Source organism: Aurantimonas sp. A2-1-M11 (assembly GCF_036549475.1).
GTDB lineage: Bacteria > Pseudomonadota > Alphaproteobacteria > Rhizobiales > Rhizobiaceae > Aurantimonas.
This window is the reverse complement of record NZ_JAZHLI010000183.1, coordinates 1-1,726: the sequence shown is the minus strand read 5'-3', so window position 1 is coordinate 1,726 and position 1,726 is coordinate 1. Positions and strand designations below refer to the sequence as shown.

Below are 1,726 nucleotides of genomic sequence, written 5' to 3'. Positions count from 1 at the left end.
TTGACGGCCTGGGTCACTTCGCCCAGCGCCGCGACGGTCTGCTCCAGGCTGGCCGCCTGCTGCTCGGTGCGGTGGGCCAGGTCGTTCGACGCCGTGTTGATCTCGCCGAGACCCGTGCGGATCGAGGTGATGGAGGTCACGACGCCGGCAAAGGCGACTTCGAGCTTCGCCACGCTGTCGTTGAACAACGCCCGCACGCCCTCGTAGTCGGGGGTGAATTCCTTGTCGAGACGCGCCGTCAGATCGCCGTCGGCCAGCCGCTGGAAGCCTTCGTTGACCTCGGCCATGAAGAACTCGTGGGCCTTGACGTAGCCTTCGCCGATCTTCTCCTGCTCGAGGAGTTCCGCTTCCTTGGCAGCACGGGCGGCTTCCGCCTCGGCGGACAATCCGTCACGCTCGATACCCGCCTGCTTGAAGGCCTCGACCGCTCCAGCCATCTCGCCGATCTCGTCGTGCCGGCCTGCTCCCGGGATCGACACGGAGGTATCGCCGGCCGCAAGGGCGCGCATGGTGCCGGTCATGGCACACAGTGGCCGTGAGATGCTTCGCGCCAGAGGAATGGCGCAGGCGACGAGCACACCAAGCAGGGCGAGCGACAGGATCAGCGACTTCCATGCCTCGCTGAGGAAAATCTGATTGAGGTCGTCGACATAAACGCCCGTGCCGATGACCCACTGCCATGCGGGAACGGCAGCCGAATAGCTCAGCTTGGGAACGGGCGCCTCGCTGTCCGGGCGCGGCCACAGATACGGGGTGATACCGCCGCCGGCCTGTGCCTGCGCGATCAGGTGCTGGAACAGGGGGAAGCCATCCGGGTCGCGGTTGTCCCACATGTTCTTGCCGACCAGCGACTGGTTGGGATGCACCAGCATCACCGCCTCGTAGTCGGTGACGAAGAAATAGTCGCCGGAGCCGTAGGTCATCCCGGCCAGGACGCCTTTCGCGTGGTTCTGGGCGGCGTCCTGCGACATCAGCCCGGCATCGGCCATTGCGCGATAGCGCTCGACGATGGAGGCGGCTGAATCGATCTGCGTCTTGAGCAGGTCCTCGCGCTGATCCTGCACGACCTGGCGCAACGAATACAGCTGCGTGCCGACGACGGTGATGCAGACTACAACCGCCAAGGCGATCAGCGCAGTGAGTTTCTTGGAGATCGTAAGGCTCATGGCGGCAGGTCCCGATAAGTAAATCCCTGCGACATTATGCCCAAACTCGTTAAACCATCCTTAGGCTCGTCACCGTTCTGCCCCAAATCCTGCGGCGGCGGCTCCGGGACACCATCCCGTTGCCGGTTGCGCAATGCCAACAGCCGGTCGAGATGCTCGACCGACTGTTGGCTGATGACCTTTCGTGGGAACGGACGAGCCGGTCAGAACTCCGCCCAGCTTTCGGTCTCGGGGCGGGCGGCGGGCGCAAGGCCGCCGCGGCCGGTCGTCTTCATCTGCCTCTTGGTGCGGGCCACCAAGCGCAGGCCACGCGATGCGGCCAGGACAGGCGCGCTGCGACCGGCCGGGCCCGCCGACGTCCGGAATTTCGCCATCGCCGCCGTGAGTTCCTCGGTCTCGTTGGTCAGCGTCTGGCTCGCGGCCGTCGCCTCCTCCACCATCGCGGCATTCTGCTGGGTGACCTTGTCCATCTGGTCGGCCGCGCCGGAGACCTCCCGCAGGCTCGTCGCCTGTTCGCGGGCCGAGGCGGCGATGGTCGAGATGACCTCGGCCATGGCGCT

Annotated in this window: 1 protein-coding gene and 1 pseudogene; both read right to left on the bottom strand. The window is 65.8% G+C overall.

Annotated elements, in window-relative coordinates:
- A partial coding sequence (locus VQ042_RS25470) for a cache domain-containing protein (RefSeq protein ID WP_331823031.1) occupies positions 1-1,166 on the bottom strand: 1,166 nt, incomplete at its 3' end.
- Between the two features lie 203 nt (positions 1,167-1,369).
- Positions 1,370-1,726: pseudogene (locus VQ042_RS25465) on the bottom strand (methyl-accepting chemotaxis protein); the annotation flags it as partial.